The organism is Sphingosinicella sp., from assembly GCF_041916975.1.
Taxonomy (GTDB): Bacteria; Pseudomonadota; Alphaproteobacteria; order Sphingomonadales; family Sphingomonadaceae; genus Sphingosinicella.
Genome location: NZ_JAYRYK010000001.1, coordinates 1,086,537 through 1,110,982 on the forward strand (window position 1 = coordinate 1,086,537; position 24,446 = coordinate 1,110,982).

The 24,446-nt window shown below is 65.6% G+C and carries 24 protein-coding genes; 6 read left to right on the top strand and 18 right to left on the bottom strand.

All coding sequences use genetic code 11. The features are described 5' to 3' along the window. Nucleotides 1-2: 2 nt before the first annotated feature. The 5 genes from ACE3TJ_RS05090 to ACE3TJ_RS05110 form a co-directional block, all read right to left on the bottom strand. Nucleotides 3-1,616 carry a peptidoglycan D,D-transpeptidase FtsI family protein gene (locus tag ACE3TJ_RS05090; protein ID WP_374594498.1) on the bottom strand — a complete coding sequence of 538 codons (1,614 nt, stop codon included), beginning with the start codon at nt 1,614-1,616 and terminating at the stop codon, nt 3-5. Between the two features lie 80 nt (nt 1,617-1,696). Then, the gene (locus tag ACE3TJ_RS05095) at nt 1,697-2,212 is read right to left on the bottom strand and encodes a hypothetical protein (RefSeq protein ID WP_374594500.1); all 516 of its coding nucleotides are present in this window, start codon (nt 2,210-2,212) and stop codon (nt 1,697-1,699) included. After that, the gene (rsmH, locus tag ACE3TJ_RS05100) at nt 2,209-3,153 is read right to left on the bottom strand and encodes a 16S rRNA (cytosine(1402)-N(4))-methyltransferase RsmH (RefSeq protein ID WP_374594502.1); all 945 of its coding nucleotides are present in this window, start codon (nt 3,151-3,153) and stop codon (nt 2,209-2,211) included. The genes ACE3TJ_RS05095 and rsmH overlap by 4 nt, the downstream gene beginning before the upstream one ends. Then, the gene (locus ACE3TJ_RS05105) at nt 3,150-3,623 is read right to left on the bottom strand and encodes a division/cell wall cluster transcriptional repressor MraZ (protein WP_374594504.1); all 474 of its coding nucleotides are present in this window, start codon (nt 3,621-3,623) and stop codon (nt 3,150-3,152) included. The genes rsmH and ACE3TJ_RS05105 overlap by 4 nt, the downstream gene beginning before the upstream one ends. Nucleotides 3,624-3,908: 285 nt before the next feature. Then, complete coding sequence (locus ACE3TJ_RS05110) at nt 3,909-4,172, bottom strand: hypothetical protein (protein ID WP_374594506.1); 264 nt, start codon at nt 4,170-4,172, stop codon at nt 3,909-3,911. 196 nt (nt 4,173-4,368) lie between these two features. Here ACE3TJ_RS05110 and ACE3TJ_RS05115 point away from each other — a divergent pair, with 196 nt between their 5' ends. Both ACE3TJ_RS05115 and ACE3TJ_RS05120 read left to right on the top strand, forming a co-directional pair. Then, the gene (locus tag ACE3TJ_RS05115; RefSeq protein ID WP_374594508.1) at nt 4,369-5,652 is read left to right on the top strand and encodes an acyl-CoA dehydrogenase family protein; all 1,284 of its coding nucleotides are present in this window, start codon (nt 4,369-4,371) and stop codon (nt 5,650-5,652) included. After that, nucleotides 5,652-7,163 carry an acetyl-CoA acetyltransferase gene (locus ACE3TJ_RS05120; RefSeq protein WP_374594510.1) on the top strand — a complete coding sequence of 504 codons (1,512 nt, stop codon included), beginning with the start codon at nt 5,652-5,654 and terminating at the stop codon, nt 7,161-7,163. Before ACE3TJ_RS05115 ends, ACE3TJ_RS05120 begins: the two co-directional genes overlap by 1 nt. A 73-nt stretch (nt 7,164-7,236) precedes the next feature. Here ACE3TJ_RS05120 and ACE3TJ_RS05125 read toward each other — a convergent pair whose 3' ends face one another. Further along, complete coding sequence (locus ACE3TJ_RS05125) at nt 7,237-8,070, bottom strand: THxN family PEP-CTERM protein (RefSeq protein ID WP_374594512.1); 834 nt, start codon at nt 8,068-8,070, stop codon at nt 7,237-7,239. 359 nt (nt 8,071-8,429) lie between these two features. Here ACE3TJ_RS05125 and ACE3TJ_RS05130 point away from each other — a divergent pair, with 359 nt between their 5' ends. Then, a complete protein-coding gene (locus ACE3TJ_RS05130; RefSeq protein ID WP_374594514.1) occupies nt 8,430-9,524 on the top strand; it encodes a 6-phosphofructokinase in 1,095 nt (364 codons plus the stop codon). Nucleotides 9,525-9,586: 62 nt separating this feature from the next. Beyond that, nucleotides 9,587-10,279: a head GIN domain-containing protein gene (locus tag ACE3TJ_RS05135; RefSeq protein ID WP_374594516.1), complete on the top strand. Its 693-nt coding sequence runs from the start codon at nt 9,587-9,589 to the stop codon at nt 10,277-10,279. Nucleotides 10,280-10,286: 7 nt separating this feature from the next. Here the strand turns inward: ACE3TJ_RS05135 and ACE3TJ_RS05140 are convergent, their stop codons facing one another. From ACE3TJ_RS05140 to ACE3TJ_RS05155, 4 genes are all read right to left on the bottom strand, one after another. Continuing rightward, nucleotides 10,287-11,051 (bottom strand): response regulator, encoded by a 765-nt coding sequence (locus tag ACE3TJ_RS05140; protein WP_374594518.1) that lies wholly within the window; start codon nt 11,049-11,051, stop codon nt 10,287-10,289. A gap of 4 nt (nt 11,052-11,055) precedes the next feature. Further along, nucleotides 11,056-12,465 carry a magnesium transporter gene (gene mgtE / locus ACE3TJ_RS05145; RefSeq protein WP_374594520.1) on the bottom strand — a complete coding sequence of 470 codons (1,410 nt, stop codon included), beginning with the start codon at nt 12,463-12,465 and terminating at the stop codon, nt 11,056-11,058. 88 nt (nt 12,466-12,553) lie between these two features. Continuing rightward, nucleotides 12,554-12,733 (bottom strand): DUF2061 domain-containing protein, encoded by a 180-nt coding sequence (locus ACE3TJ_RS05150; RefSeq protein ID WP_374594522.1) that lies wholly within the window; start codon nt 12,731-12,733, stop codon nt 12,554-12,556. Between the two features lie 67 nt (nt 12,734-12,800). Further along, on the bottom strand, nt 12,801-13,550 hold the full coding sequence (locus ACE3TJ_RS05155; RefSeq protein ID WP_374594524.1) for a GGDEF domain-containing protein: 750 nt from the start codon (nt 13,548-13,550) through the stop codon (nt 12,801-12,803). Nucleotides 13,551-13,683: 133 nt separating this feature from the next. Between ACE3TJ_RS05155 and purE the strand changes: the two genes are divergently transcribed. Together purE and ACE3TJ_RS05165 are read left to right on the top strand one after the other, a co-directional pair. Beyond that, nucleotides 13,684-14,172 carry a 5-(carboxyamino)imidazole ribonucleotide mutase gene (gene purE, locus ACE3TJ_RS05160; RefSeq protein WP_374594526.1) on the top strand — a complete coding sequence of 163 codons (489 nt, stop codon included), beginning with the start codon at nt 13,684-13,686 and terminating at the stop codon, nt 14,170-14,172. Further along, nucleotides 14,169-15,233, top strand: coding sequence for a 5-(carboxyamino)imidazole ribonucleotide synthase (locus tag ACE3TJ_RS05165; RefSeq protein ID WP_374594528.1), 1,065 nt, complete (start codon nt 14,169-14,171; stop codon nt 15,231-15,233). Before purE ends, ACE3TJ_RS05165 begins: the two co-directional genes overlap by 4 nt. A 200-nt stretch (nt 15,234-15,433) precedes the next feature. Here the strand turns inward: ACE3TJ_RS05165 and ACE3TJ_RS05170 are convergent, their stop codons facing one another. The 8 genes from ACE3TJ_RS05170 to ACE3TJ_RS05205 form a co-directional block, all read right to left on the bottom strand. Next, the gene (locus tag ACE3TJ_RS05170; protein WP_374594530.1) at nt 15,434-15,667 is read right to left on the bottom strand and encodes a ribbon-helix-helix domain-containing protein; all 234 of its coding nucleotides are present in this window, start codon (nt 15,665-15,667) and stop codon (nt 15,434-15,436) included. A gap of 3 nt (nt 15,668-15,670) precedes the next feature. Then, the gene (phbB, locus tag ACE3TJ_RS05175) at nt 15,671-16,393 is read right to left on the bottom strand and encodes an acetoacetyl-CoA reductase (protein WP_374594532.1); all 723 of its coding nucleotides are present in this window, start codon (nt 16,391-16,393) and stop codon (nt 15,671-15,673) included. 61 nt (nt 16,394-16,454) lie between these two features. Beyond that, entirely contained in the window at nt 16,455-17,474 is a 1,020-nt protein-coding gene (gene hemH, locus ACE3TJ_RS05180) for a ferrochelatase (RefSeq protein WP_374594534.1), read from the bottom strand. Beyond that, nucleotides 17,474-19,738 (bottom strand): molybdopterin cofactor-binding domain-containing protein, encoded by a 2,265-nt coding sequence (locus tag ACE3TJ_RS05185; RefSeq protein WP_374594536.1) that lies wholly within the window; start codon nt 19,736-19,738, stop codon nt 17,474-17,476. The genes hemH and ACE3TJ_RS05185 overlap by 1 nt, the downstream gene beginning before the upstream one ends. Nucleotides 19,739-19,782: 44 nt before the next feature. Then, nucleotides 19,783-20,355 (bottom strand): HD domain-containing protein, encoded by a 573-nt coding sequence (locus ACE3TJ_RS05190; protein WP_374594538.1) that lies wholly within the window; start codon nt 20,353-20,355, stop codon nt 19,783-19,785. 13 nt (nt 20,356-20,368) lie between these two features. Beyond that, on the bottom strand, nt 20,369-22,090 hold the full coding sequence (locus ACE3TJ_RS05195) for a class I adenylate-forming enzyme family protein (protein WP_374594540.1): 1,722 nt from the start codon (nt 22,088-22,090) through the stop codon (nt 20,369-20,371). 1 nt (nt 22,091) lies between these two features. Continuing rightward, on the bottom strand, nt 22,092-23,228 hold the full coding sequence (locus ACE3TJ_RS05200) for an acyl-CoA dehydrogenase family protein (RefSeq protein ID WP_374594542.1): 1,137 nt from the start codon (nt 23,226-23,228) through the stop codon (nt 22,092-22,094). A gap of 9 nt (nt 23,229-23,237) precedes the next feature. After that, on the bottom strand, nt 23,238-24,425 hold the full coding sequence (locus ACE3TJ_RS05205) for an acyl-CoA dehydrogenase family protein (RefSeq protein ID WP_374594545.1): 1,188 nt from the start codon (nt 24,423-24,425) through the stop codon (nt 23,238-23,240). Nucleotides 24,426-24,446: the final 21 nt, after the last annotated feature.

Below are 24,446 nucleotides of genomic sequence, written 5' to 3' on the forward strand. Positions count from 1 at the left end.
CCCTATCCGGTCGGCTGCTTGCCCTGGACATAGGCCAGGAGGGGGTTGAGATCGACATCGCGCACATCGCTCGGCGCGACACCGAGGACGGGCGCGATACGGCTGACGACCTTTGAAACAACAGGTGCCGAATTCCAACCCGCGCCGCGGAAGCCATAGGTTTCCTTGGTGCCCTTGGGCTCGTCGAGCATGGCGATCACGACATATTTCGGATCGTCCATCGGGAACGCCCCCGCGAACGTCGTCACCATCGCGTTGCGGTTGTAGCGGCCGCCATCGGGCTTCTCGGCCGTGCCGGTCTTGCCGCCCACGCGATACCCCTGTGCTTCGGCCTGCTTGCCAGTGCCATGCGTCACCACGAGACGCAGCATTGCCCGCATTGTCCGCGACGCTTCTTCGCTGAAGACACGGCGGCCCTTCCCGACCCCTCCGCCTTGAACCTTCAGAAGCGTGGCGGGCCTCCAGACGCCGCCGTTGACGAGTGCCGCATAGGCACTGGCAAGATGGAGGGGCGTGACCGCGATGCCGTGGCCGTAGCTTACGGTCATCGTGGCGAGTTCGCCCCATTGAGCCGGATAGAGCGTGCGCCCACGCTCCTTGAGTTCGATCTCGGCGGGCGCCATGAAGCCGAGCTTCTTCAGGAATTCCTGCTGCCGCGCCGATCCGATCTGCTGCGCGATCTGCGCCGTGCCGATGTTCGACGAGTACATGAAGATCTCGGGGATCGTCAGCCAGCGCGCCTTGGGATGGTCGTCGCGAATACGGAAGCGGCCCATCTGCAGCGGATGCGTCGCGTCATACTGCTGCGACATCGAGGTGATGACGCCGCTATCAAGCGCCATGCCCATGGTCAGCGCCTTGAAGGTCGATCCGAGTTCATAAACGCCGAGGGTCGCGCGGTTGAAGATCGCGTCGGGGCTGACGGCGCCAGCCTTGTTCGGATTGAGTTCAGGCAGCGAGGCGAGCGCAAGCACCTCGCCCGTATGCACGTCCATCACGATGCCCGAAGCGCCGATGGCGCTGTGCTTCGTCATCGCCGTTTGAAGCTCGCTCTCCACTGCGTGCTGCACGCGCGCGTCGATGGCGAGTTCGAGCGGCTTGTCGCGCATCTCGGGATCGGTGAGCCGGTCCTGATAGGCGCGCTCCATGCCCGCCTGCCCGACCCCGTCGACATTGGTGTAGCCGATGACGTGCGCGGCAAGGAACTGGTTGGGGTAGATGCGTTCCTGCTCGCGCTCCAGCACCAGCCCCGGCTCACCGATCGCGTTGATCGCTTTTGCCTCAGCAGGAAGAATCCGCCGCTGGATGTAGCGGTATTTCCCGTGGTGGGTGAGTTCCTTGTAGATCGGCAGCGCGCTCGGGCGGCCGAGGATTTTCGCGAGCCGGCGCGCCAGCACTTCAGGATCGCCGACGACCTCGTGTGGGCGCACGGCGAGCGCGAAGGCATCGAATGTGGTGGCAAGGTCGGCGCCGTTGCGATCGACGATGTCGGCGCGCGGTGGCGCGAACGCGATCTGCCGCGTCGCCGCAACCGCGCTCGATCCGGTGAGGGAAAGCTCGCCAAGGCGGAGCCCGATGATGCCCACCAACGCGGTGAACAGCATGATTCCGATCATTAGCCGTTGCCGCGACCGCGCAAGCTGCGCCTGCCGCTTTCCGGCAAGCTGGATTCGAAGCTGGCGCTGTGCGGCCGGGCTCACCGCAGCGACACGCGCGTCAGCGACGCGCGCTCATCGTCCGCAGCCGCATCGATCTCGGCCACGAAGCCCGCGGAGAACAGACCCGGTTCCGCGCGTTCACGCAGTACGGGAAGCTTGGCCCGGGGCGCCGGGTCCACCGACGCGACGCGCACTTCACGCTCGGCAGGCGCCGGCAGTTCGACACTGGCAAGACGCACGTCCGCTGGCATCGCATCCGGCTGATGCGGGCGCACGAGGCTGGCGAGCTGCACTTCGCTTTCCAGAATCTGCCCCGATTTCGGCGCGCCGAGCGCCAGCGCTGACGCATTCCAGCGTTCGAGCTGCGGCAGGTTGGAGCGAACGCGGAGTTCCGCTTCCAGCGCGCGGATATCCCGGCGGTCGGTGGCGATCTGCCGTTCCAGCTTCGCGATGCCGCTGCGCTCTGCGCCCACGCTGTAGCTGACGAGATAGAGGCCGAGGCCCGCTGCCAGCGTCACGAGGGCAAGACCGGCGGAGCCAAGCGAGCGGATCATGCGTCATCCTTCCATGCGGGGGCATCGGTGCGCGTGCCGATACGAAGTGTGGCCGAGCGGGCGCGCGGGTTCGCGGCGATTTCCGCTGCATTTGGGCGAACGGCTTTCGCCGCCTCGAATGTCGGCGCGGACCCCCCGATCCGCGCCTCGGGCAGGTGCCGCGAGCCCTGCGGGTCACCCCCGCTGCGCGTGCGCAGGAAGCGCTTCACCGCCCTGTCCTCAAGACTGTGGAAACTCACCACGGCGAGCCGCCCGCCGGGGCGCAGCAGGCGTTCAGCCGCGCGGAGACCAGCATCGAGTTCACCGAGTTCGTCATTCACCGCGATCCGCAGCGCCTGGAACGTGCGTGTCGCCGGGTCCTTGGGCGCACCCGGCCGGTGGCCAAGCGCCTTGCGGACAATCGCGGCGAGTTCACCGGTGCGCGCAATCGGCCGCGCGGCGACGATGTGGCTCGCAACGCGGCGGGAACGCGGCTCCTCGCCATAGCGGTAGAGGAGATCGGCAAGCGCCGTTTCGTCCATCGTGTTCACGAGATCGGCAGCACTCGGCCCCTCGCTCGACATGCGCATGTCGAGCGGGCCGTCGGCCTGGAACGAAAAGCCGCGCGCCGCCTGATCGATCTGCATCGAGGAGACCCCGATATCGAGCATGATCGCATCCACGGTCGAAACGCCGCGCGCCTCGAGCGCGCGGTCCATCAGCGAGAAGCGCTCGTGGATCAATGTCAGCCGGTCCGGATTCGCGCCGGCCAACGCCTCGCCAGCGGCAATGGCGGTAGGATCGCGATCGAATGCATAGACGTGCCCGGCGCCCGCTGCGAGCACCGCGCGCGTGTAGCCGCCGGCACCGAACGTGCCGTCGACGACGCTTGCACCAGAGGTGGGGGAAATACCGGCGAGCACTGCTTCAAGGAGAACGGGGATATGAGGGGCCGCCGTCATATCGTCTCTCCGCGCTCTTTCAAGAGATTGCGGACATGAAAAATCGTGGCGGGGTCGGCACGGTCGGAAGCGAGCAGCGCCTTCGGGTCCCAAATCTCGAAATAGTCGGCGAACGCAAGGAAGCAGGCGAGCCGATCGATGCCGGCGGCCTCACGGGTGGCGGCGGGGAGCACGATCCGCCCGTTGGCATCGTAGGGGAGCGGTTCGACGAAGCTGAATTCGCGCTGCAGGGCGACGGCGCGTTCCGCCTCCTGCTCCGGCGTGAAACGGCGCTCGATCTGCTGGTAGATGAAGTCGTTGTAGTAGGCGTCGTAGGCACGGATGTGGTTCGGCTCGAACCGCAGGGACAGGGTGACTTCCTTCACGGCGGAGCGCGCTTCGATCGTGGAACGGTAGCCAGCAGGGATCGACAGTCGCCCTTTGGCGTCGACTGCGTTGATCGCAAATCCCTTGAACAAATCCCGTTTCACGCGCGGCTTCCAATCAGCGGGTAACGCAATCCCCGGCCGCGAAACCCGAAAGGCTAACGCGTTAGGCCAGTACCGAGGGCTGAATCCCCGCTCCCCTGTGGAAAACGGAGTATCATGGGTATTTCATGGGTTTCAATGGGAATTTATGGGATTGGATGTTTTTCGCGTGGATTTTCGCTGAATCGCGTGGGTTTACGCAGGTGAAACAATGGCAGACAGGCCCGCGCGCGGTTGCGTGCAGGCCTGTGGATAAGTCGGTGTGTGAAATGCGGCGGTGAGTCGCCGTCAGATTTCGGTCAAATCCTTGCTCTCGTCGATCACGAGAGGGTCGGTCAGCGGCTCCGGCGTATCGAGCGGGGGCGTTTGCAGCACCGAAGGCGGCTGCTCAGGTGCCGGCTCGGAATTCTTGTCGGCGCCCGGCGCCACGCCCAGCGTCGCGAGCGGATCTTCCTTCGCTTTCGGCTCGGGTTCAGCCGGCGGGCGCAGCAGGATCGCCGCCGCCATGACCAGCAAAAACACCAAAGCAAGGCCGGTGAGGCCCAGGCGCACTCGATTCATTGTATCCTTGTCTTCAGTTTGTCGGGCGACCCCTCCACGCGCGACTGTGAGCCTATTGGTAGTGCAGCCTGCCGCCCGTGTCGAGTGATCCCCATTTACGCACGCCTCGCCTATCATCCTTCGGAAGTGACAGCGGGCGCTTCGGGTTTATGGATAGACGGGAAACGACAGACGAAGGAACGGCGCCATGAACTTCGAATATTCCCCGAAAACCCGCGAGATGATCGACCGCGTCCGCGCGTTCATGGACGAACACATCTACCCCAACGAGCAGCGGTACGCCGACGAGGTCGCCTCGGGCGAGCGCTGGAAGGTGCTGCCCGTGATCGAGGAACTGAAGCCGAAGGCGCGCGCGGCGGGCCTCTGGAACATGTTCATGCCGCCCAGCCACGGCGGCAAGCCGGTCAGCGAATTCGCCTTCGAGGGCACGACGCTCACCAACCTCGAATACGCGCCGCTCGCCGAAGAGATGGGCCGCGCCCTCTGGTCGTCGGAGGTGTTCAACTGCTCCGCGCCCGACACGGGCAACATGGAAGTGCTGATGCGTTACGGCACGCGAGACCAGCAAGAAAAATGGCTGCGGCCGCTGATGAACGGCGAAATCCGCTCCGCCTTCCTGATGACCGAGCCCGCGGTCGCCTCGTCCGATGCAACGAACATCGAGACGCGCATCCGCCGCGACGGCGACCATTATGTCGTCAGCGGCCGCAAATGGTGGTCCTCCGGCGTCGGCGATCCGCGCTGCAAGGTCGCGATCGTGATGGGCAAGACCGACACGTCCGCCCCGAAGCACCTGCAGCAGTCGCAGATTCTCGTGCCGATGGACGCGCCCGGCATCAAGATCGAGCGGATGCTGAACGTGTTCGGTTACGACGACGCACCGCACGGCCACGCCGAGGTTTTTCTCGACGACGTGCGCGTACCCGCAGACAGCATCCTGCTCGGCGAGGGGCGCGGTTTCGAGATCGCGCAGGGCCGTCTCGGGCCGGGCCGCATCCACCACTGCATGCGCACGATCGGCGCCGCCGAGCGCGCGCTGGAGCGCATGGCCCGCCGCCTTTTGACACGCGAAGCCTTCGGCAAGCGCATCTCCGAGCACAGCGTCTGGGAACAGCGCGTCGCCGAAGCGCGCACCGACATCGAGATGACACGCCTTCTCTGCCTCAAGGCCGCGGACATGATGGATCGCGTCGGCAACAAGGCGGCACGGCTCGAGATCGCGATGATCAAGGTCGCCGCGCCGCGCATGGCGCTGAAGATCATCGACGATGCCATCCAGGCGCACGGCGGCGGCGGCGTCAGCCAGGATTTCGGGCTTGCGAGCTCTTACGCGGGCATCCGCACGCTGCGCCTCGCGGACGGGCCGGATGAGGTGCACAACCGCGCCATCGCCCTTCTCGAATACAAGAAATACGCGGGCAACAGCGCGGGCGGCGAGGCACCCAGCACCGAAGTGCCGGGCATACGCTGATGTCCGCCGGGCCGCGCACGCCTGTCCTCGTCGGCGTCGGCCAGTACGTCGGCCGGGAAGACGATCCGGCCCGGGGGCTATCGCCGGCGGACCTGCTTGCGGAGGCGGCGCGCAGCGCGATTGCGGACAGCGGCGCGGATGCGGCGGGCGCGATCGACACGCTCGCCGCCGTCCGGCTGTTCGCCGATTCCGGCGGCGCGTTTCCTTCCCCCTTTGGCAACTGTCGCAACCTGCCGCATGCAGTCGCCCGCCGCATCGGCGCGCATCCGCGCCAGCTCATCTACGGCCCCGTCGGCGGAAACACGCCGCAGATGTTCGTGAACATGCTCGCCGAGCGCATCGCGAACGGCGAAGGCGACGTCGCGCTCATCGTCGGCGGCGAGGCATTGCGGACGCAGGCGCACGCCGAAAAGGCCGGTCTCAAGCTGGACTGGAGCGAGGACGCACCGTCCGATCCGGCGTCTTATGGCGAGGAAACCCGCTACGCGAGCGGCCACGAAATCCGCCATGGCATCGCCCTGCCCACCAGCGTCTATCCGCTGTTCGAGAACGCGTTCGGCGGCGCGATGGGCTGGTCGCCGCTGCAGCACCGCGCCGAAATCGGCCACCTGATGGCGCCGTTCAGCGCGGTCGCTGCGGAGAACCCGTTCGCGCAGATCCGCAAGGCCTATGCGGCGGAGGCACTCGTCGAGCCCGGCGAAGACAACCGCATCATCGCTTACCCCTACACCAAGCGCCTCTGCGCCAATATGTTCGTCGATCAGGCGGCGGCGGTGCTCATGATGTCGACCGAGGCGGCAGACCGGCTCGGCATACCTGCCGCGCACCGTGTCTATCTGCACGGCTCGGCGGACACGCATGAGAAAATCCTCGTAAGCGAGCGCGTCGACTACGCCACATCGCCCGCCATCTACATCGGCGCGGCGCATGCGTTGGCGCAGGCGGGCATCACACCCGGCGACCTCAGCTACATCGATCTCTACAGTTGCTTCCCCGTGGCGGTGGAAATTGCCGCCGCGATGATCGGCCTGCCGACCGAGGACCCGGCCAGCCTGACGCTCACCGGCGGTCTCCCCTACTTCGGCGGCCCCGGCAACGCCTATTCGCTGCACGCGATTGCGGAAGTGGTGGAGCACTGCCGGGACGATGCCGGCGCATGGGGCTTCGTATTCGCCAATGGCGGCTTCCTGACGAAACACAGCTTCGGCGTCTATTCGACAACGCCGGGCTACAACGGGCGCAGCGATCCCGCGTCGTATCAGGCTGCGATCGATGCCATGGCCTCACCCCCGTTCACGGAAACGCCCGCGGGCGAGGGACGGCTGGAGACGTTCACGGTCGTGCATCACAAGGGCGCCCCGAAGTTCGCGATCATCATCGGGCGCCTCGATAGCGGCGAACGCTTCCTCGCGCAGATGCACACCGGGCTCGAACCGCTGATGGAAACGCCGGTCATCGGCCACCGGCTGCGTGTCTCTCCCGGAGAGCCCAACATCGCCGCGCTGATCTGAACGGGCGGCTGTTCTCCAAAAAAGAAAGGCGCAGATGGTCTCCCATCAGCGCCTTCCTGTTTGTGCTTTTGGTTCAGGCCTTGCGGCGGCGACGCGCCAGACCAAGACCGGCAAGGCCAAGGCCGAAGAGCGCAAGCGCGGCCGGCTCCGGCACATGGGTGATGTTGAACCCGAAGTTCACGACGTTTTCCAGTTCCTCGCGGGTCAGGAAACCGACGCAGCCCGAAGCTTGGCCGACGGCCGCGCAGGCGTCGTCGGAAAGCGTGCCGATCGCACCGCCGAGGTCGAAGAACGAGAACTTGTAGGTTTCGCCGTCGAGCTCGAAATACTGCGTCAGGCTACCGGCCGAGATCACGAAGATGTCGCGGCAGCCGGGGCCCTGCGAGTCCTCGCGCGCGCCGTCGGCGCAGATATCGGGGCCGGGGTTGTCCGGATTGTTGTTCGTCTCGAGGAAATCGATGACGAACGACAGCATGAACGGATCGACGGCACCGATCACCGGATCGACCGAGTTCAGGGCAACGTCGATCTTCAGCGAAGCGGCATCGAGACGCTGCCAGTTTTCGCCCGAACGGTCGTTGATGACGTTGTTCGAGTGGGTCAGGCTGTTCGCTGCGGCGTCGGCGCCGTTCGTGAACACGGTGCCGAGTGCAGGCGTTGCGCCGATCGTCAGCGCGCTGCGGCCACCGCCGGGCGAAACCGTGCCGGTCGGGCGACCCCACGAAATCTGGAGCGGGCCCGAGATGAAACCGCCGGGCGTTCCGAGATCGGGCGTCGCCGACGTGAACGAAGCGGAGACATCATAGCTCCATTCGTTCACCACGACGGCCTGTGCGGACGTTGCGAAAGCCGTGGCGGCGACGAGCGCGGCAGCCGGCAGGGCCTTGGTGAGAAACGCTGAATTCACTCTACTTACTCCTGACAAAATCTGTTCACCGACCCATCTGCAAGCCCTATGCCAGAACGCGAAAATCGCACCAAATCGCCGGAAAGTCGTATTTTTCCAAAACGAAAACGCTTCGACCCAAGGGGCACGGCGCGTAAATGTAAGAATGGCCAACGCTCTTCCCGCGGATATCAGGGCCTCCAACGGGGAAACAGCGCGCGCATGAAACGACGTTAACCACTAAGCTATTCGATTTTCTGGGAATTTCGGATGGTGGACGCTGTGGCGATACGGCAGTGTAAAAAATCACGACAGTACCGGCCGCACCCTCGACGCCCTCAACCACGGGCGGCATAGTCCCGGCAAAGCAGGAGAAGATGATGCGCCTCGGCATTCTGACGGGCGGCGGGGATGTCCCCGGCCTCAACCCCTGTATCCGTGCCGTCGCCCTGTCGGCAGACGACCGCGGGTGGGACGTCGTGGGCTTTCGGCGGGGCTGGCAGGGGCTGCTCGACATCGATCCCGACGATCCTGCCTCGATCGCGGCGAACACGGTCGCGCTCGATCGAGAGCGGGTACGCGGGCTTGATCGGCTCGGTGGCACCACCCTCCACACCTCGCGCTGCGATCCGCGCACAGCGAACGGCGGAGACCGGACGCCGCATGTGATCCGCGTACTCGAACGCCTCGGCATTGACGTGATGATCACGCTCGGCGGCGACGGCACGCTGCGCTTTTCCGCCCATCTCGACAGCCTCGGCGTTCCGGTCATCTCCATCCCCAAGACGATGGACAACGACGTGAACGGCACCGACTATTGCATCGGCTTCTCGACCGCCGTGACGCGCTCGGTCGCGGCGATCAATGCGCTGCGCACGACCACCGAAAGTCATGAGCGCATCGCCGTCGTCGAACTCTTCGGCCGCCGGTCGGGCGAAACGGCGCTCCTTTCGGGCTTCCTCGCGCAGGTCGATCGCACGGTGATCGCGGAAGTTCCTGCCGACCTTGATGCGCTGCTGCCGCTGCTCGCGCGCGATAAGGCGACCAATCCCGCGAACTACGCGGTTCTCGTGGTCTCGGAAGGCGCAAGCCTCGTCGGCGGGGCAGCAGCGGACATGTCCAGCTCGGCGACGGCACGCGACGATGTCGGCGTCGGCCACCGCATCGCCCGCGCCATCGAAATGGCAGGCGGCGGCGGCACCGTGCTTCAGGAGCTCGCCTATCTCATGCGCGCGGGCGAGCCCGACGCGCTCGATCGCATGGTCGGCCTCGCTTTCGGTGCGCTTGCCGTCCAGCTTATCGAACGGCGCGAAACCGGCCGCATGGTGACGCTGACCAGCGGCAACTATTGCCACGTCCCGGCGAACAGCGTGCTTCAGGGCGCGAAACATGTCGACGTCGAACGGCTTTACGACCGCGATCAGTATCGCGCGCGGCTGAAGAGCGTCGAGGGTATGCCGATGTTCCTCTATTGAGGGTCGACAGACACGTGCACCCACTGTATTGTTACAACAACACAGTTTGGAGATCGTCCCCCATGAAACGCGCTCTTCTTGTCGCTCTTCCCGTTCTCGCGCTCGCCACGCCGACCTTTGCCGCCGAGCAGAAATACACGGTTACCGGGTTTGAAGGCATTTCCGTTTCAGTGCCGCACAAGGTGATCGTCGCCACCGGCAAGGCGCCAAGCGTCCGTGCCGTCGGGGATCAGAAATCGATCGATCGCCTGGAGGTCGAGGTCGCGAGCGGCACGCTCCGCATCCGCGAGAAGAAGACAGATACCTGGTTCTCGTGGAAGGATGGCGAGGTGCTGACGATCTACGTCACCACGCATACGCTCGGAAATGCGCGCCTTGCCGGATCGGGTGACGTGGCGATCGACCGGATGAAGGGGCAGGACGTCAAGCTCTCGCTCGCGGGTTCGGGCGATCTCAACGTCGGCGTGATCGCCGCGGACCGTCTCGACGTGTCGCTCGCCGGGTCGGGCGACATGGCGATGACCGGCACATGCGGCGCAGCCGAAATCTCGATTGCCGGTTCCGGCAACATCGATGCCCCCGGCCTCAAGTGCCAGTCGCTCACCGGCAAGATCGCGGGATCGGGCGATATCACCACCGATGTCGTCAAACACGCGAAGCTCAGCATTGCAGGCTCGGGCGACATCAAGATCCTCGGCAAACCGCAGTGCGAGGTGAAGACGCTGGGCAGCGGCAAGGTCAGCTGCGGGGCGTGAACCTGCGCTAGCGGAGTCTGAGCGACTGCGCGGCGTGCCGGAAGGTGGCGTCTTGAGCGATGCTCTCGAACCGATCAATGTAGGGACGAAGGCGCCCCTGCCATGGGTCGCCGAGCCTGTCGACGACCCCCGCCATCGCTTCGAGCCGTCGTAGCTGCGCGAGCCCGTTCGAGCGGGCGAGGAGCGCGAGCACGCCGTCGATAACGCCCAGAAGCCGCAGCGCCTCGGCTGCCGAACGTCCGTATTCGCCGCCCACCGCGTCCAGAAGATCCTCCACCGTCACGGCGGCGCGTCCCGTGATGCGATCGAGCGAACCGTGCAGGTGGGAAATCGGGGTTTCCGGCGTTCCGCTCCGCGCCAGGCTCTCACGCGCCGCGACGCGGACGTGTGCGGGCAGCCCATGGAACGGCCCCTTCATCCAGTGATCGAGCCTCGCGCGAAACCGGCCGAAGCTCACGCCCTTCACGAGGAAATCGTCGATGCCCGAAGCCACGCCCGCCTTGATCAGCTCGGCGGTATCGTCGGCGCTCATCAGGATGATGGGAAAGTGCTTGAGGCCCCGCTCCATGATCCGTTCGGCAAGCGCATAGCCCGAAAGGCCGGGCATGTTGAGATCGGTGACGAGCAGTGAGGGCGCCTGCTGCGCGATATGCTTGAATGCCGATTCGGCATCGCCGAACAGCGTCGCCTGATAGCCCGCCGCTTCCACCGCGCGGCCATAGAGTTTGGCAACAAGCCGCTCGTCGTCGACGAGAATGACTTCCGCCGTCACCCGCCTAACCCGTAAGCCCTGTCGCCGCGGCGAGGCCGAGGAAGACGAAGAACCCCATCGAATCCGTGATCATCGTTACGAATACAGAAGAGCCTACGGCCGGGTCGACATCCAGCCGGTAGAGCGTGAGCGGCACGAAAACGCCCGCAAGACCCGCGATGACGATATTGGCGAGCATAGCCACGGCGATAACCCCGCCGAGCGCGGGATTGGAGAAGACGAGCGTCGCCCCGAGACCAATCAGCACGGCAACCGTTGCACCGTTCAGCAGGGCGATACGGATTTCGCGCAGAATGGCGCGCCCGGTGTTGGTTTCGGTGAGCTGGTCCGTCGCCAGCGCGCGCACCGTTACCGCCAGCGTCTGTGTGCCCGCATTGCCGCCGACACCCGCGACGATCGGCATCAGCGCCGCCAGCGTCACCATCTGCGCAATCGTCGCCTCGAACAACCCGATGATGCCCGACGCGACGAGCGCGGTTCCGAGGTTCGCGACGAGCCAGCGCACGCGGCTGCGATAGCTGTCGAAGACGCTTTCGTTGATATTGCCGTCGTCGCCGCCACCAGCGAGGCGGAAAATGTCCTCGTCGGCCTCTTCCTGGATGATATGCACGACATCGTCGACGGTGACGACACCGACGAGGCGCCCGGAGGCGTCGACAACCGCCGCCGAAATCAGCGCGTACTTCTGGAAGCGCAGCGCCACCTCTTCCTGGTCCATATCGACCGGGATCAGCGTCTGCTCTCCCTTCATCACATCTGTGACGAGCACGTTGCGCGGCGAGCGCAGCACCAGAGAGAGCCGCATCGTGCCGACAGGCTTGTGCGACGGATCGACGACGAAGATTTCCCAGAAGTCGCTGGTCACATCGTCGCCCGCCTGCCGCAGGAAATCGATGACCTGACCCACGGTCCAATATTCCGGCACCGCGATCAGATCGCGCTGCATCAGGCGTCCGGCGGACTCTTCCGGGTAGCTCAGCGCCTCTTCGATGGCGGCGCGTTCGTCGGCGGGGAGCGAGCGGAGGACCTCGGCCTGGTCCTCCTCGTCCATGTCCTCGAGAATGGCGACCGCGTCGTCGGTCTCCATCTGCGTGACGACGTCCGCAACCTGCCCGGCATCGAGCACGTCGATCAACTGTTCGCGCACGACCTCGTTCATTTCCGAGATCACGTCCGCGTCGAGCACGTCGCCGAGCGCGGCGGCGAGCGGCTGGCGCTCGCCCGGCTCCACCTGTTCGATAAGGTCGGCGATGTCGGCGGGATGCAGCGGCTCGGCGAGTTCCTGCACGCGCGCGGTATCGCCGGCGGCGAGCGCTTCCGTCACTTCATCGACGAATGCGCCCGTCAGCCGGTTGTCTTCCAACGCCTCGCGCGGCGCAGGAACCAGATCCTTATCCTGAACATCATCGGACATGCCGCCGCTTATAGCGCGCGGAGGTTACATTTCCATCGGAACGCGCCTTCCGCAGGGCGATGCGAACGCTTTTTCTTCAAGGGGTAATTCAGGCCGCGGCCGCCCACGCCTTCTCGTGGAAAAAGAAAGCGACAGCGTTCACCATCGGTTCGATGAGTGCGATGCCACCGGCGACGGCGACCGACCCGGTCAGCAGGTACGCGACCGTGAACCCGATCGTCAGGTGCAGCATCAGATAGGTGCCGGTCTTGGCAAGATCGCGAGACATCTCAGGGCTCCTTTTCACGAACCCTTTATTGCAACTCGTTCGCAATAATAAAAATGAAGACTTCCGATTAGTCTGATCGGGTTGCCCCGCCCTTGTCGGCCTTGTGCGCGTACATCGCACTGTCCGCGAACCGCAGCACGCCCTCCACGGTCTCACCCGGCGACAGCACATGAAGGCCTGCCGAGATCGTGATCGTGAAGCTTTCGCCACGCACACGCACCGGCGTCGCCGCGACGGCCGCCACGATCTGCTCCATCTTCGCCTGTGCCTGCTCGGCATCGACATGGCGCAGGATCACCGCGAACTCATCGCCGCCAAGACGGGCCACCGTATCGGATTCGCGCAGTTTCGCCTGCAGCGTCTCGCCGATATGTACAAGCGCGGCATCCCCCGCGAGGTGGCCGTAGCGGTCGTTGACGGCTTTCAGCTTATCGACGTCGATGAAGATCAGCGCCGCGCGAACCCCGTGCCGACCCACCTCCGCAAGCGTGCGGGCAAGGTCGCGGATCAGCCCGCGCCGATTGGCGACCGGGGTCAGCTCGTCGGCTTCGACCAGCCGCTCCAGCTCCTCTATGCGCCGCCGTGCGACCGCAAGCGTCCGGCGCAATTCCTCGGTTTCCGCCAGCAGCGCAACGAAAGCGTCCCGCAGATGCTCCGGCAGCGCCGCCGCCGTAACCTGGGCGATGGCGCTTGCAGGTTCAGCCTCGGGAATACCGGCCGGCACCTCGGCAACCGCCGGCACCGATGCAAGCGCAGCACGAGTCTGCACGCGCCCATAGGCACGCGCGGCGCGTCCGCCTTCATCGATCCGCGTCATCCAGTTCTCCCAGCCGGGTTTTCGGCCACGATCGGCATTCTGCGCATAAAATAATGTGCGTAAGGTGAACATAGACAGCGAGGCGAGCCGAAAGTAGGTTGCGCCGCTTTCGGGGAAGGACGCGCGGGAAGGCATGTCGGAAACACAGCCGGTGGTCGGCATCATCATGGGCAGCCAGTCCGATTGGGAAACCATGCGCCATGCGGCGGAAACGCTCGAAGCGCTTGAAATTCCACATGAAACGCGCATCGTTTCAGCACACCGGACGCCGGACCGGCTGTATGGCTACGCGCATGGCGCGGCCGCTCGGGGCCTCAAGGTGATCATCGCGGGCGCCGGCGGCGCGGCCCACCTGCCCGGTATGACCGCATCGATGACAGCGCTCCCCGTGCTCGGCGTTCCGGTCGAATCGAAGGCGCTGAAGGGCATGGACAGCCTGCTGTCCATCGTACAGATGCCCGGCGGCATCCCCGTCGGCACGCTCGCCATCGGCAAGCCCGGCGCCATAAACGCCGCGCTGCTCGCCGCCGCTATCCTCGGCACGCACGACGGCGATGTTCACGAACGGCTGGTCCAGTGGCGCGCAAAGCAGACCGAGGCGGTCGCCGAAAAGCCCGAATGATCGCACCCGGTTCCACGATAGGCGTTCTTGGCGGCGGCCAGCTTGGCCGTATGCTCGCGATGGCGGCGGCAAGCATGGGCTACCGCGTCCACATCTTCGCGCCTGAGGCCGAACTTCCCGCCGGCGACGTTTCCGCGGCCGTCACCCGCGCGGCCTACACCGATCATGCCGCGCTCGAAGCCTTCGCCGCTGCGGTCGATGTCGTGACGGTCGAGTTCGAGAATGTCGACGCCGCGAGCCTCGAATTCCTCGAATCCCGTGTGCCGACGCGCCCCGGCGCGCGCGCGCTGCGCATCGCGCAGGACCGGCTTGCCGAGAAGGACTTCTTCACCGGCCTCGGCGGCCGCGTCGCGCCGTACCGTGCCGTCTCCTCACGCTCCGAGCTTGAAACGGCCGTGCACGAGATCGGCACCCCCGGCATCCTGAAAACGCGCCGTTTCGGCTACGACGGCAAGGGCCAGGTCCGCATCCACGCCGATACGTCCCTTGATGCAGCGTGGGCCGATATCGGCGAAAACCCCTCGGTCTACGAAGGGTTCGTGAGCTTCGACGCCGAATTCTCAATCCTCCTCGCCCGCGCCGAGGATGGCAGCAGCGTCGTCTACCCGGCGCCGCGCAACACGCATGAAGACGGCATCCTCGCGCTGTCCGAAGTGCCGGCACGCGCCGTGCCCGCCGCCCACATAGAGGAAGCCGCCGCGATGGCGCGCAAGGTCGCGGACGCGCTCTCTTATGTCGGGCTCATCACGCTCGAATTCTTCGCCTGCGCGGATGGGCCGGTGTTCAACGAAATGGCCCCGCGCGTCCACAACAGCGGGCACTGGACGATCGAGGGCGCGCACACCAGCCAGTTCGAAAACCACATCCGCGCCATCTGCGGGCTACCGCTTGGCGAAATCGGCCTCAGCGCGCGCGCCGTGCGCATGAAAAATCTGATCGGCGAGGATGCGAACGACTGGGCCGCGATCCTTGCGGACCCGCGCGCGCACCTGCACCTCTACGGCAAGAGCGAGGTGAAGCCCGGCCGCAAGATGGGCCACGTCACCTGGCTTGAAGACTAGAGCCTGTCCTGATCAGTTTGAGGCGTCGTGACGGAGCGGAAAAGGGCGCATGGGTAGGAGCGAGGAGGGAGCGATGCAGAAGCATCGTGACCGACGAGCGACGCCCCCATGCGCCCTTTTCCGTCCGCCGCTTCGCGGCCCGCCTTACCGCGCCCGCCGGACGGCGTCGCGCGGCTTGCCGGACGAACACGGAAACGCAATCACGATGCCTCAAACTGATCAGGACAGGCTCTAGACCGTCTTTCGAACAGCCACACCCGGATCGCGCTTGAAAGGTTCGTGGTCCGCGCCTCGTCGATCTCGGCGACAATCGCGTTGACGGAACGCCCCTCGGCGTCCGCCGCCGCGACGAGCGCATCCCAGAACACGGGTTCGAGGCTCACCGAGGTCCGATGCCCGGCGATCGTCACCGAGCGCTTGATGAGCCCCGACATACCTCAATACATGTGCTGGCCGCCGTTGATCGACAGCGTCGATCCGGTGACGAAGCCCGCATCCTCGGCGCAGAGGAAGCCGACGCCGCGCGCGATCTCGCTCGCCTTGCCGAGCCTGCCGACAGGAATCTTGGCGACGATCTTCTCAAGCACGGCTTCCGGCACCGCCGCCACCATGTCCGTGTCGATATATCCCGGCGCAAGCGCGTTCACGGTGATGCCGAAGCGCGCGCCTTCCTGCGCCAGCGCCTTGGTGAAGCCATGGATGCCCGACTTGGCGGCAGCATAGTTCACCTGCCCGTACTGGCCGCCCTGCCCGTTGATCGATCCGATGTTGACGATGCGCCCATAGCCGCGCGACCGCATGCTGTCGAACACGGCCTTCGCCATGTTGAAGCAGCCGCCGAGGTTCACATCGATCACCTCCTGCCAGCTCTTGCGGTCCATTTTCGTAAGCGTGCCGTCGCGCGTGATGCCAGCGTTGTTGACGAGGACGTCGACCGGGCCGAGATCGGCTTCCACCTTGCGCACGCCCTCCTGGCACGCTTCGAAATCCCCGACGTCCCACTTGTATGTCGGGATGCCGGTTCGCGCGGTGAACTCGCGCGCCTTCTCGTCGTTGCCCGCATAGTTCGCGGCAACCTTCATGCCCATTTTCTGGAGTTCGAGGCTGATCGCCTCGCCGATGCCACGCGATCCGCCGGTAACGATAGCTACGCGACCCATGATGACTCTCCTCCCAAGTACAATTGGCCGGTACTGCTCACTTTTTTCAATTCTGTTGCAATCAATGACCCGATTCGCGCCAACCGGCAAGTTCGCGCGCAGCAAGTCCTCTCAGCATCTGCATTCCGGCATCACCTGCATTGAGACAGCGCAGATAGGCGAAGTGTGTGCCGCCGGCGTGAAGGAACGCCTCACGCCCCTGAATCGCGATTTCTTCCAGCGTTTCGAGGCAGTCGGCACTGAACCCCGGCGCGATCACGGCAACCTTGCGAGCGCCCTCTCCGGGCAGCGCCTCAAGAGTCTTGTCGAGATACGGCTTCAGCCACTCGGCCTTGCCGAACCGCGACTGGAACGCAGTGCGGAAACCCGTCTCGTCACGCCCCAGCGCCTCGCGGAGCAGCCGCGCCGTTTTCTGCGCCTGACAGTGATAGGGATCACCGAGTTTAAGCGTACGCTCCGGCATACCGTGGAATGACGCGACAACAACGTCGGGCGTGAAATCGAGCGCCGCGAGCGCCGTGCGCGCATCCTCTGCAAGCGCGGCGATATAGAGCGGGTCGTCGTGATAGGGCGGCAGGAAGCGCAGCGCAGGCTGCCAGCGCATCGCCTTCAGGCTTTCGCCCACCTTGTCGACGACGGTCGCCGTCGTTGCCGCCGAATATTGTGGATAGAGCGGCATCACGAGGATGCGCGTGCAGCCTGCGGCCTTCAGCGCGGCGAGCCGGTCCGGGATCGAAGGATTGCCGTAGCGCATGGCGAAATCCACGGCGACGTCGGGAAGCGCCGCCTGCAGTGCCGCAGCCTGGTCGGCCGTGATGACGCGGAGCGGCGAATCGCCCCGGTCGCGATCCCAGATCGAAGCGTAGAGCGCCGCGCTTTTCGCCGGGCGCGTGTTGAGAATGATGCCGCGCAGGATCGGCTGCCAGAGAAGCGCGGGAATCTCGACCACGCGCGAATCCGACAGGAACTCCTTCAGGTAGCGCTTCACCGCCGCCGCCTCCGGCGCGTCCGGCGAGCCGAGGTTGACAAGGAGCACGCCGACCTTCGGATCGGCGACCGGCGGATGGCCCTGCGGGTGCATCAGTAGCGGTAAAGCGGCAGATCGCGCAGGCGCTCGCCCGTCGCCGCGAAGATCGCGTTGACGAGTGCGGGGGCGAGCGGCGGCACACCGGGCTCGCCGACCCCGGTCGGCGGCGCGTCCGATTCGATGATGTGCACATCGATCTCGGGCGCCTCGTCGAGCCTCAGCAGCGGATACGTATCGAAGTTTAGCTGCTCCGCCTCGCCGTCCGTGAAGCGCACCTGCCCGTGCAGCGCTGCGGAGAGCCCGAAGATGATCGCGCTTTCCATCTGCGCCTTGATGATGTCCGGGTTCACGGCGCGCCCGCAATCGATCACACACGTCACGCGCTTCACCGTCACCTGCTCGATGCTCGGTGCCTCGACCTCGACGACCTCGGCGACGAGCGAGCCGAAACTCTTGTGGATGGCGATGCCGCGGCCGATGTGATCCTCGCTCACCGCCGAGAACGCGCCGCGCGACGCGGCGGTCTTCAGTACTTCGGCCTCGCGGGAGCCGTCTTCCATCATGCGCAGGCGGAACTCGAAGGGATCGACTGCGGCGGCGTGCGCCAGTTCGTCGACGAAGCTTTCGCAGAAGAACGCCGTGTAGCTGTGCCCCACCGAGCGCCAGTAGCCGAGCGGAACCGGCGTCGGCACGTCGACATGCGCGGCGCGGAACACCGGCACGGCATAGGGAAGCGCCAGCGCACCCTCCAGCATCGCCGCGCTGTCCCCGCCGCTCGCCAGCGCCGGGATGTTGCGCGACATGAAGCTCTCGGCGAGGTTCGGCGCGGCGATCTTGATGTCGAACGCACCGATCCGCTTGTCGGCGTTCACCGTGCCGCGCAGGCGCGCCTTGGCTGGCGGGCGGTACATGTCGCGCGCCATGTCTTCCTCGCGGTGCCAGATGAGCTGCACGGGGCGGCCCGCGTCGCGCGCGATGAGCGCCGCCTGCACAGCCGCATCCACCTCGGCCTTGCGGCCGAAGCCGCCGCCGAGCAGCGTCGGGAACACCGTCACGTCATTCTCGGCGATCCCGAGCGCGTCGGCAACGCGCCACACGACGAGCGTCGCGGACTGTGTCGGCACCCACACCTCGACCTTGCCGTTCTCGAAGCGCGCGGTCGCGGTCATCGGCTCCATGCAGGCGTGCGCAAGGAACGGAACCGAATAATCCGCCTCGATCCGCTTGCCGGCGGCGAGGCCGTCGTCGATGTCGCCGCTCGATTCGAAGATCGTGCCGTCGTCGCCGTGGAGGGCGGTGTCGAGCGCTTCCTCGATCGCGAGGCTGTCGGCCATCGTCTCGCCGGGCTCGAAATCTGGATCGACGAGGTCGAGTGCCTGCCGCGCCGCCCACCACGTGTCCCCCGTCACCGCGTACCAGCGCGGGCCGGTAACGAGCCCGATCACGCCGCCCTTGCGGGCCGTCTTCGGAAGCTGCGCCGCGGTCAGTTCCTTCGTGCCGTGCGGCACGCCGCGGATCGCCGCGTAGATCATGCCGGGCAGGCGGATATCCGCGCCGAACTGCGCGCTGCCGTCCACCTTCGCGGGCGTGTCGAGGCGTGGCATCGGCTGGCCCAGAAATGGCCCGGTGCCGTCCTTGCGCCATTCCGGCTCATCGGGAGCATCGTCGGGATCGATGTCGGCGAGCAGATCCTTGAATGCGATCTTCTTGTTCCCCGGCGCGACGACGAAGCCGTTCGCCGTGTCGCACGCCGCCACATCGACGCCGAGCCGCTTTGCGCCCGCCGCGCACAGCAGCGCGCGTGCCGCCGCGCCCGCCGTCCGCAGCGGCTCCCAATAGGCCATCACCGAGGTCGAACCGCCGGTCAGCTGCAGCGAATAGCGTTCGACCATCGTTGTCGCCGCCCAGCGCACGATGCCTTGGAGGAAGCCCGGCGCTTCCGCCGCCATGCCCTCCGCCATCGCGCGATTGGCGTAGACCGGGTGCAGCGGCGCGGGCTCCACCGAGATCGTCTTCCAGTCCGCGCCGAGTTCGTGCGCCAGAAGCTGCGGCAGCGACGTGTAGACGCCCTGCCCCATTTCCGCCTGCGGCACGGCGACGACGATACGGCCATCCGCGCCGATCTTGAGCCACGCGTTCACCAGCGTCTCGTCCTCGCGCACGGCGAGGTTCAGCGGCACGCGGCGCGGCCACACGGCATAACCGATCGCGAGCCCCGCGCCCGCGCCGATGCCGATCAGCAGCTTGCGGCGCGAAATCTGCGGCAGCTTGGGGAGTTCCCGCTTGCGGCGGGCCGGCGGCGGTGTCTTGGCGTCCATCCCTGCGGTTTATCGCGGACGAAAGAGCCTGTCGATGCGGCGTCTCAGATCAATGTGTGCGGACTTGAAAACACCTTCACCACCTCGGGCTCGAAGCTTTCGAGGCTGTCGACATCGAAGTCCGGATCGAACGCGGGTGCATCCCATTCATCCACCAGACGGCAGGCGAAATCGTACCACGGCGCATCCTTGAACTGTATCCGAAGGTCGGTCGGCCTGCCGAGGTGGTTGTAGTAATACTGCCCCTGAAAATGCTGGTGCCAGTAAACCGCGTGGTAGATCGTCTCCGAAACATACGGCTTCAGCATTTCCGCCGCGATCGGGCCGTGGTTCGGCACCGACATCACCTTCCCGATGTCATGGCAAAGCGCCGCGACAACCTCCTCGTCGCCCGCCCCCGCACGCCGCGCAAGCGTCGCGGTCATCAGCGAATGGGTCAACTGGTCCGCCGCAAACCCCAGCGTCATGTCACCAAGCCGACGCAGCGTATCGATCGTCTGCATCGGCGCAGCAGCCTTCTGGTGCACCATGTGCTCGCGCGCGATGATCATCCAGTCATCCAGCGTCCCGTCCTGCATCCGTCGGAACGTCGCCTGGCCCTGCGTCATCGTCGCCATGACCTCTCTCCCTTCAGGCCGCCTCCCCAACATGTCGTTCGCGGTAAATCTTGCGCAGGCTCACCTTGTCGATCTTCTCCGATCCCAGACGCGGCAGCGGCTCCTCGGAAATCCAGAGTCGCGCCGGCACCTTGAACGCCGCGAGGTGCTGGCGCGCGAAATCGATGATCGCCTCCGGCTCCGCCTTCTCGCCCGGCTTCAGGTATACCACGGCGCCCACGATTTCGCCGAGCCGGTCGTCGGGAAGGCCGAACACGCTCGCCGCCATCACCGCCGGATGCGCATAGATCGCTGCCTCGACCTCCTGACAGCTGATGTTCTCACCCCCTCGGATGATGATGTCCTTCTTGCGGTCCACGATGAACAGAAAGCCGTCCTCGTCGAGGTAGCCCACGTCGCCGGTGTGGAACCATCCCGCCTTGTCGAAGGCGTCCGCCGTTTCTTTGGGCCGCCGCCAGTAACCGCGCACGTTCGCCGCCGAACGAATACACACCTCGCCCACCGCCTGCGGCGCGAGCGCATTGCCGTCGTCATCAAGGATCGCGATCTCGACGACGGGCTTGGAGGCGCGCCCTGTCGAAGTGGGCCGCGCCAGATATGACTCGCGGAGAATACCGGCGCCCACGCCGTTCGTTTCGGTGAGGCCATAGCCGATCGCGGGCTTGCCCGTCGGGATCGCCTTCGCCAGCCGCTCGACGTGCTCCGCCGGGCGCGGCGCTCCGCCCGCCGCCCAGTCCGTCACCGTCGAAATGTCGTACTTGTCGCGTTCCGGATGCGACATGATCTCGTGCGTCATCGTGGGCACGCCAACGAAATAGGTGCACTTCTCCTTGTCGATCAGCCGCAGGGCCTCTCCGGCGTCCCAGCGGTGCATCATGATGAACTTGCGCCCGATCGCGATCGAAACCAGCATCAGCGGTACGAGGCCGGTGACGTGGAACAGCGGCACGGAGAGCAGCATGATCTGCTGCGGCGGCACATACGCGCCCGAGGCTTCAGAGAGCTTGAGCAGCGCAAGGCCCTGAACCAGGTAGGAGAAGGCGCCGTGCACGACGCCGCGATGCGTCGACACCGCGCCCTTCGGGAAGCCCGTGGAGCCCGACGTGTAGAGAATGCTGACATCGTCGTCGGGCCCGAGCGGCGGCAGATACCACGTATCCGTCGGGCCGCTTTCAAGAAGATCGTCGAGCAGGTCCGCCCCATGCTCGGCCGCGACACCATGGCTGGTACGAACGGCAACCACCGGCACCGACATGCCCTCGATGGCGCCGAGCCGGCGCAGCCGTTCCTCGTCTGCGATCACCAGCCGCGTGCCGCTGTCCGCAAGCCCATAGGCAAGCTCTTCCGGCTGCCACCACGCATTCATCGGCACGACCACGGCGCCCAGATGCACAAGGCCGATGTAGGCCATGATCCATTCAGGATAGTTGCGCATGGCGATCGCCACGCGATCCCCCTTGGAAATGCCGTAGCGGTGCTGCATCGCCGCGGCGATACGCAGCGCCTTCGCATAAACCTCGGCAAAGGTCAGGCGCTCCTCGCCATAGACGAGGAATTCGCGCGCGGCGTTGTGGTTGAAGAAGAACTGGAAGAATTCGCGCATCGTCGGCGGCGCGTTCTTGAAGACCTTCAGCGGCACACCCCGCACTGTCTTCTCGATCACCTCCAGCTGGGTGCCCGGCGCCGTGATCGCCGCGATAGCCTTGTCCTGCGCCTTGTCGAGTTCGGTTAGCATTTCAATACCCTAACATGCGGGCGAGACGATCGCCATGAAACGACAGGTCGCCGAAGCTGGTTTCGGCGGCGCGGGCGCGTTTCATGAAGAAGCCGATGTCGTATTCGTCGGTCATGCCGATGCCGCCATGCATCTGCACGCCCTCATTCGTCGCAAGCCGCGCCACTGCGCCCGCCTTCGCCTTGGCAAGGCTTGCGTAGAGCGGCGCATCCTTATCGCCGGCATCCAGCGCCTGCGCGGCCTTCAGCGTCGCCGATTTCGCAAGCTCGATCTCGCAGTAGAGCTGCGCGGCGCGGTGCTGGAGCGCTTGGAAGCTGCCGATCTTGCGGCCGAACTGCTCGCGTTCTTTCAGGTAGCCGACCGTCATCGAGAAGCTCTGCACCGAAACGCCCACCATCTCGGCGGCAAGGCAGGTGCGTCCGGCATCGAGCACGCGGTCGAGAATCGTCGCGCCTTCGCCGACCATGCCGATCACGTCTGCGCCGTCCACCTGTACGCCGTCGAAACGGATATCGGCCGCGTTGCGGCTATCAACCATGGTGGTGCGTTTTACTGCAACGCCCGCGGCCTTCGGATCGACGAGGAACAAGGTGATGCCATCGCGGTCCCCATCCTCACCCGACGTCCGCGCTGCGACGATCAGCCGGTCGGCGATATGCCCGTCCAGCACGAAGCTCTTGGTGCCGGTGATGCGAAAGCCGTTGCCCGCAGCCTCGGCGCGCGTGCGGACAACGTGCGGCGCATGGCGCGAAGCCTCGTCACTCGCCAGCGCCAGCAGCAGGTCGCCCGCCGCGAGCTTCGGCAGCAGCGCGGCCTGCTGGTCCTCGTTCGCACCGGCAAGCGCCGTCGCGCCGAGCACGGCGGTCGACAGGAACGGCGACAGCGACAGGTTCCGTCCCACGGCTTCCTGGATGAGGTTCGCCGCGACGAGGCCGAGCCCGCTGCCGCCATGCGCCTCGGGCACGAGCACGCCCGCGAAGCCCATCTCGGCCATCTTCTTCCACAGGTTGGCGGAAAAACCTGTCGCATCCTGCGTATCGCGCAGACGGCGGAGTTCCGATACGGGCGCTTCGGTCGCGAAGAAGCCATCGGCGGCTTCTCGGATCATCGCCTGTTCGTCAGTAAGAACAAGTGCCATCGTCACCCCTCACGCATCGGGCAGCGCGAGCACGCGCTTGGCGATGATGCCGAGCTGCACTTCCGCCGTGCCGCCCTCGATCGAATTGGCGCGCGAACGCAGCCACGCCTTCGCCATGTCCCCGTCGTGCGCGCCCTCGCCATCCCAGAGCAGACCGTCGCTGCCGAACACGCTCATCAGAAGCTCCTGTCTGGACTTATTCAGTTCCGACCCCACATGCTTCAGCATCGATGACAAATGTCCGATGTCCTGCCCGGCCTTCGCCTCGTCCTTCACGCGCTCCATGGTGAGCGCGAAGCAGAGCGTATCCATGTCATGCCGCGCGAGATCGACGCGCAGCCCTTCGTCCGCCAGCGTACCGTCGGCGCGCGTGCCGACGCGCTTCTTGGCGATTTGTGCCGCCGTGTCACGGCCTCCCGTGCCGAAATCGGCACCGATCGAGCTGCGCTCGTGGGTGAGCAAATACTTGGCGATCGACCAGCCCTTGCCACGCTCGCCGACAAGGTTTTCCTTCGGCACGCGCACGTTATCGAAAAAGGTCTGGCAGAACGGCGAATAGCCGCTGATCAGCTTGATCGGCGAGGTCGAGACACCCTCGGACGCCATGTCGAACAGGAGGAAACTGATCCCTTCATGCTTCGAGGCATCGGGCTCGGTACGGACCAGGCAGAAGATCCAGTCGGCCTGATCGGCATAGCTCGTCCAGATCTTGGAGCCGTTCACCAGCCAGTGATCGCCCTTGTCTTCAGCCTTCGTTTTCAGCGAAGCGAGATCGGAGCCTGCGCCCGGTTCCGAATAGCCCTGGCACCAGCGAATTTCGCCGCGCGCGATTTTCGGGAGATGCTCGGCTTTCTGCACCTCATTGCCGTATTTCAGCAATGCCGGCCCCAGCATCCAGATGCCGAACGAGCTGAGCGGCGGACGGGCGTGTATGCGGCGCATTTCTTCCGCAAGCACCTTGGCTTCCTCGGCGGAAAGTCCGCCGCCGCCATAGTCCTTCGGCCATTCCGGCACCGTCCAGCCGCGCGCCGCCATGCGCTCCAGCCAGAGCCGCTGCGCATCGTTCTTGAATCGGACGTTGCGCCCGCCCCAGCAGACGTCTGCTTCTTCCAGAACCCGTTCACGCATCTCGGCGGGACAGTTCGCCTCCAGCCACGCGCGTGTCTCGCCGCGAAACGCTTCCAGCGGCTCGGCCATAGGCCAAAACCCTCCCCGCAT